We start from the raw sequence: 5,679 nt of genomic DNA, 5'->3' as shown, positions 1-5,679 counted from the left end.
ACGGCTAATCAAAACTGAGACGGAACACTAGATCGTCGTCCAGGTAGGCGTACGTGGAGACGTTGTCGACGGTCTCGCCCCAGTGCATGAACCAGAACTGCTCCCGGAACACGGTCTCGTCGGCGTGGAGCAGCCGGAAGATCTCCTCCGGCGCGCGACCCGGGAAGGGACAGGGCTTGACGTCGCGTCGGCGCACCTGCGCCGCGCTCGACTGCATGACGCGGATGAAGAACGGGAGGAAGGCCCAGTTGTCCTCGATGGTCAGCCTTTTGCCAGCCGCCCACAAGTCGACGACGCGGAGTTGGTGCGGCTCGACCTCGCCGATCTCCACCGCGAACGTCGCCCGGTCACCAAAGCGTCGTGTCATCAGCCCACGACACTAGCCGCGACCGCGGCTGCGATCCCTGGGAGCGCACTTAGTCACCGGACTTCCGGCCCAGGTCAGTGAGCGTGGAGCCGCCGTGTCAACCATCAACCGGCGCGTTCCGGCAGCGTCCGTCCGTGCGTCAAGATCCGCATGACGTGGCGGACCGGGCGGCGGCCCGCTCCCCAGGATGGCGGGTCGACGGCAGACAGTGAGGATGGCAGCAGGAGCGGGGGTTCAGGTCACGCTGTGCGCTGACGCACGCCCCGGGCGACTCGGACAGTGATCCAGGTGCCGCCGGCCAAGAGACTCAGACCGAACAAGGCGGTGCCGATCTCATAGATCCGATCAGCATCACCGAGAGGCGGCCCATCCGGCGGCAGGCCATCCCAAGCGTTCCAAGATCCGTAGACAAACAGGACACCGACAACTGCCAACGCGAGCGCCACGAGCAGAGACGCGGCCCGCCCGATCCACATCAACATCGCAGCAGTATTGCAGCAAAAGCTGCCTCGGGCAGGGGCCAGACGACTCCAGGATGGAGTTGCCGAACGGAGGATTAGATGGTCGGCAAGACGCGGTCCGGGCGTACCACCGGAAGTGATCTCCATGTTCCTTCCCGAAACTCCGTCGTGCCCGTTCCGTGCCCGACCCAACGGTCAACACCAGTCACCAGCAGTAGTCCGTTGCACGCTGCATCAACGCTCTGTGTTGGCCCTCCGTTGATATCGGTTGCTCTCGGTGTAGATCAACCCGATTCCCAAGCTGAGCGTGCATACCTGCAAGGATCGCTACGTGACCAACGAGGAAGTTCAGCCCTGTCCGGAGTGCTGGCATGTGCCGCAGGTCCATCCGCGGCAACCGGGCCTTGCACCGACAGACTGACAGCAGGCGGCATGGACCAGGGTGGATCAGTGAGCATCGGGATGGCAGGACCGTCTAAGCGTCGTCCTGCGGCTGCTGAGGCTTGAAACCCATTCGTCGCCATGCCTCGCGGATCGGTTGCAGATTGTTAGCGAAGGCTCCGGATGTTCGAGAAGTACCGCATCCAGCTCTGGGCCCAGCAGCTCGGCACCGCGCAGACGGTCGGCGATGCCCGCATCCGCAAGATGCTGAGTCCGTAGCCGGCCCTACTCAGCGTCCTGTGCCTCGATCAGGTCGAGGTCGCGGACGCAGAAGCCGTGGTGCTCGAAGGTCTCGTTGAGCACCGTGCCGAGGCACTGCCGCACCAAGCGGCCCCGGGCGTACGGCGGCCAGACATCGTCGTCGGGCACCGGCGCTCGCGCTGCGAGCTGCGCAGCGGTGACCTCGTCGAGCCAGGCCTCGAGCTCGGCGGCCTGTGCGTCACGCACGCTCACGATCTCGTCGAGGGTCGGATCGAGCGAGAGGTCAAGCCCGTGCGCTCCACGGTAGGGCTCGACGGTCGTCCCGATGCCCATCGGCGTGAACAGCTCCGTCGAGCCCAGGCAGCAGCGGCGGAACCATGAGTCGTGGACGAAGACCAGGTGGCGCATCGTCTGCACCGCCGACCACTCGTCGTTCACGCTGCGGCGCTCGATGCCGGGCGTACGGCGGATTCGCTCGATCGTGGCGGCCCAGCCGGCATGGAGCTGACGCGATGCCTCGCGCAGATCGGCAGGGTCCTCGGAGCGGAGCAGCACCCGCACCGGATGACGCCGGTCGAGCTCTGCCTCGACGTACTCGGTGACCTCGACACCGTTCACCACGAGGTTGGTGATGAGCCCGTCGATCACGGCATCCTGCATGACGACGCCGATCAGGCGTGCCCCGGTCAGATCGCACTCGCGGAACTCCGCACCGTGCAGATCCTCGTCGACATACCGCGTCATGCTCCGCATGCTAGGTCCGAGCACCGACAAGCCAGCCTCCCCGGCTTGATTTGGCCTCTTCCAGGTCCTGACCGAGCGCGAAGAACGCAACAGCGTCGCGATCGCCTCCAACGAATCCTTCTCCGGATGGACCAAGACCTTCTTCGATCAAACTGGCAGCCAGGGACGTGACGCGTGGCGACGCCTGGTGAGCAGGTGCCAGCCACCGTTGCCGCTGCTAGGTGTGCCGGGTCGCCCGCTCCTGGCAGTGTGGGGCACACAGGGGCACAAGACGCTGTCAAACGTCGTCAACCAGCCACCAACGCTGGCAGCCCGAGACGCCGTGTGAGCAGGTGTCGCAAGCCGTTCACGCTGGTGGCGGGACAGCGGCTCTATGTTCCGCTTCAACTCCCCGACTTGGTGCTCAGGAGGTAGCCCAAGCAGCGTCGGCCGAAGGGCGTAACGGCCCATGCGGCATTGTCGTCGGCGTGAGCAAGTCGGTCTTCCGCCAGGCCCTGACGCACAACCGTGGACATGATCGCCTCGGACTCCAGCGGCCAGGTTCGGGAACTGCTCCTCTAAGTTGAGACTGAAGTACTTGTTGAGGCCGGGCGGAGGCTAAACCGTGGCGGGACTGACAGCGGCAGACCACGACGGTGACAACCAGGCCGGGCCGCCCGTGGACGATAACCTGCTGTCCGAGAACTGGCCGGGACGCCGGTATTCGGAGCGCCCAGAAGGTGGATCATGGTGAGTATGGGCCGAGCGATGGTCGCCGAGGCGGCGATACGCCGCATCGACGCGTGGCTCCAACAGCACGCGCCTCGGGCTCGCGCGGTGCTGCGACCGCCGGCGTCAGAGACCGATCTCGCAGCGGCTCAGGAGGCGGTCGGCCGGCAACTGCCACCCGATCTGCGGGCCTGGTGGCTATACGCGGACGGAGCACGTTCTGGCCTTGACGCCGATGGCGGCACGCTCATCCCGCCCGGCTTCGTTCCCTACTCTATCGACGAGGCCCTCGAGAGCCGCCGATTGTGGATGGACGTCGCCCGGCAGCTCGCGCTCTTCGACCAGTTGGAAGCCTTTATCAGTTCGGAGAACAACCGTCCGGCCGGAACGAGATGCGACACCTGGCTACCCGCCTGGCTGCCCGTCGCCACCAACCGAGGCGGCGGGAATCTTTTCGTGGACTTGCGTGGCGGCCCTGAGTACGGCTGCGTCATGGAGTTCTACCGGGATGCGGGAGCCGTGGCTGAGCCCGAGTGGGCGGACATGGCCGCAATGCTCTACGACATCGCCGACCGTCTGGCGGAGGACGAGGCGTACCTCGATAACGCGGGCCGGATCTTCTGGCCGTGATGCCACATGAACCGCCGCTGGGTGCACCAGTCCATTTTCTGAACGTCGGGGATTCCCAACAATTCGTCGCGCAAGAAGGCCGAGCCGCCCGGCTGCCCGCGTACCACGGCGGTCGACAGCAATGGTGACAGACATCCCATGAGCGCTGGCCGTCAAGCGGCTGTTTTTTTGATCATGCTGTTCGCGGTGCTGCCAGGCGGTCGTCTCGTCGTAGACGGTGCCGGCCTTGAGGCATCCGTGCAGGATGCCGACGAGCCGGTTGGCGAGCTGGCGCAGCGCGGCGTTGTGGCCGGCGCCGCGGGCGCGTTGCCGGTCGTAGTAGGCGCGGGCTCCAGGCGAGAGCCGCAGCGACGAGAACGCCTGGGTCATCAGCGCGTCGATGAGCCGGTCGTTGTGCACGAACCGGGCGATGACGGTCTTCTTCTTCCCGGATTGGCGGGTGATGGGGCTGGTGCCGGCGTAGTTGCGGCGGGCTTTGGCGTCGGCGTAGCGGGTGGCATCGTCGCCGAACTCGGCAAGCACCCCGGCGCCGAGGATTCGGCGACGGACTTGTCGCGCTCGCAGTTGCGTGCTGGTAGATCATCGCGGCTCGGGTCGAGCCGTGTCCCATACGCGCCATGAGGTCGGCCAGGCTGGCACCGGTGCCGGCGTCGATGCCGGTGTGCCGCAGGTCGTGGAAGTGGAAGCCGGAGGCCGGTGGCGGCGACTGAGGCGGACCAGCCGGCCGCCTTCTGGAAGTTGGAGCGGCGCAGGGCAGCTTCATCCACAGGCCGAGATCAGCGCGTTGTCTACTACGGCGCGTCTGGCCAGTCGGCCACGATGACCAATGGGACTGAGTCCGGCGATCGGTAGTCGTCCCCCGGAAGGTACTCGACGTGCTGATGCCGGTTGATTGTCCGGTCATCGGCGGTCTCGGCTTGCTCAGCCACACCGTCGAGCACGTCCCAGATGATGTCGAGATAATCGCGACCACCGGAGAGCTGCAGCGTGGTCCCGCCTTGGAGACTGACAAGCAGCGGGCCGTCGGTCGCCTCTTGACTGACGACCCCGCCGGTGATCGCTACCTCAAAGGGCTCAGCATGTTGGCGCAGCAGCCGGCCGAGGGCGCGGAGGGCAGCCGGCGGACCGGCAAGCTCCAGTTCGCCATCACTGACGGAAAGACGGCAGCGCCGGTGATCTTCCACCGGCGCATTGTCCCTCACCTCGCGGCCCCTCGCGTCGCGCACCGTGACGGTCTCCGTGAGCCTCTTGAGGATCATGTCGGGCATCAGGTGGGACGCAGATGTAAAGCATCAGCCGGGACACGACACCGGCGGCTGCCGGCGATGTCGGGCTCCACTTGACTTGCGTTACGGATCAGCGTCGGATGATGCGTGACACCGATGGCCCGGTGCAGTGCCGGACCGTCACTCAGCGCGATCGGATCTGTAGAAGGCCGCGAGACCGCCCGGCCGCCGGCGTCGAAGGACCACGGGATGCTCTCGGACTACCAACAGCAGCTGCGCGCGAAGTTCCTGGCTACCCCGGTCGTCGCGCCGCCAGAGCCATGGCGATACGTCGACCAGACGAGGCGCTGCATACCGGTGGGCGGGCTGCAAGGCGTCGGCTTCGGTGTCCACCCGCAGACCGGAGTCGACCTGTTGATGGTCGTCTCGATCGACGGCTTTGGCCTGATCGACGCGCCAACGGGTGCAAAGATCGCCCGGGATCGTCACCCCGACCCCGACGACGCGTCACCGTCCGGGCCAGACCTGGCCTGTCCGGGCATCGGTGTGCTGGCGGGCACTCGGGTGCGCATCGCCGGGTTGTTTGGCGGCGGCCTGCACGCCACAACCGACGACGGCTGGACCATCGACGTGGTGGCGCCCGAGACCCTGTTGGCCATTTGATGGCCTGGTAGGGCGCGCGTCGCGCGTTGGTCGGGCTGCGGCTTTGCGATGGTCGGGCGCGGTCGTCTTCCCCCTTCCCGGCCGTAGGATCGGGTGTCTGATGTCGATGCAGCCGTTGCCGTGGCCCGAGCCCGCGGGAGAGATCACCCGGGCGGTCGCGGAGATGTATCGGGGGCGGCGGGCGCCGTTGCCGGTCGCGGTCCGTGACGAGTTGGAAGAGCTGTTCGCCGACGCGGAG

General features: G+C 66.5%; 6 protein-coding genes and 3 pseudogenes. 4 read left to right on the top strand and 5 right to left on the bottom strand.

Translation table 11 applies throughout. The features are described from left to right. Nucleotides 1-10 precede the first annotated feature (10 nt). Nucleotides 11-367 (bottom strand): annotated as a pseudogene (locus tag A6A27_RS45740) (hypothetical protein); the annotation flags it as partial. 239 nt (nt 368-606) lie between these two features. Then, a complete protein-coding gene (locus tag A6A27_RS06370) occupies nt 607-849 on the bottom strand; it encodes a hypothetical protein (RefSeq protein ID WP_073833613.1) in 243 nt (80 codons plus the stop codon). Between the two features lie 543 nt (nt 850-1,392). Here A6A27_RS06370 and A6A27_RS42960 point away from each other — a divergent pair. After that, the gene (locus tag A6A27_RS42960) at nt 1,393-1,488 is read left to right on the top strand and encodes a DUF3418 domain-containing protein (protein WP_143193920.1); all 96 of its coding nucleotides are present in this window, start codon (nt 1,393-1,395) and stop codon (nt 1,486-1,488) included. Nucleotides 1,489-1,494: 6 nt separating this feature from the next. Here A6A27_RS42960 and A6A27_RS06365 read toward each other — a convergent pair whose 3' ends face one another. Further along, nucleotides 1,495-2,214, bottom strand: a complete 720-nt coding sequence (locus A6A27_RS06365) for a DinB family protein (RefSeq protein WP_073833612.1) — start codon at nt 2,212-2,214, stop codon at nt 1,495-1,497. 55 nt (nt 2,215-2,269) lie between these two features. On the opposite strand from A6A27_RS06365, the pseudogene A6A27_RS47360 reads away from it, so the two are divergent. Beyond that, a pseudogene (locus tag A6A27_RS47360) lies at nt 2,270-2,362 on the top strand (IS21-like element helper ATPase IstB); the annotation flags it as partial. A gap of 578 nt (nt 2,363-2,940) precedes the next feature. Beyond that, a complete protein-coding gene (locus A6A27_RS06355; RefSeq protein ID WP_073833611.1) occupies nt 2,941-3,552 on the top strand; it encodes an SMI1/KNR4 family protein in 612 nt (203 codons plus the stop codon). 180 nt (nt 3,553-3,732) lie between these two features. Here the strand turns inward: A6A27_RS06355 and A6A27_RS06350 are convergent. Both A6A27_RS06350 and A6A27_RS06340 read right to left on the bottom strand, forming a co-directional pair. Next, a pseudogene (locus A6A27_RS06350) lies at nt 3,733-4,089 on the bottom strand (transposase); the annotation flags it as partial. 254 nt (nt 4,090-4,343) lie between these two features. Continuing rightward, entirely contained in the window at nt 4,344-4,811 is a 468-nt protein-coding gene (locus A6A27_RS06340; protein WP_206745056.1) for an Imm32 family immunity protein, read from the bottom strand. Nucleotides 4,812-5,027: 216 nt separating this feature from the next. Between A6A27_RS06340 and A6A27_RS06335 the strand changes: the two genes are divergently transcribed. Further along, nucleotides 5,028-5,441 carry a hypothetical protein gene (locus A6A27_RS06335; protein WP_073833609.1) on the top strand — a complete coding sequence of 138 codons (414 nt, stop codon included), beginning with the start codon at nt 5,028-5,030 and terminating at the stop codon, nt 5,439-5,441. Nucleotides 5,442-5,679 lie beyond the last annotated feature (238 nt).

It is taken from the genome of Micromonospora sp. CB01531, from assembly GCF_001905095.1.
Classification (GTDB): Bacteria; Actinomycetota; Actinomycetes; order Mycobacteriales; family Micromonosporaceae; genus Micromonospora.
Note: the sequence above shows the minus strand (reverse complement) of the source record. Positions and strands in the feature narration are given on the sequence as shown.